Here is a 227-nt window from a genome sequence, read left to right on the forward strand (position 1 = left end):
TTGCATTGAACATTGACATCCGCATGAAACAAGCATCTTTAGACATTAATTCACGTGGGTTTATTTCAACTGTGCCTCGACTACCAATCACGACAACTCTACCTTCACTATTTAACAAAGGTAGATCATCACCTAAATTCTGATTATCAAGCATTTCTAAGATGATATCAACAGGCGCTGCCTTCTTCACTTCTTGGTAGTGTTGTTGATCACTATGGTCAACGATA

General features: G+C 38.3%; 1 pseudogene. It reads right to left on the minus strand.

Annotated features, from left to right (window positions below):
* Positions 1-227, minus strand: a pseudogene (locus V6256_RS15570) (NADPH:quinone reductase); the annotation flags it as partial.

This window comes from Psychromonas aquatilis (assembly GCF_038155185.1).
GTDB classification, from domain to species: Bacteria; Pseudomonadota; Gammaproteobacteria; order Enterobacterales; family Psychromonadaceae; genus Psychromonas; species Psychromonas aquatilis.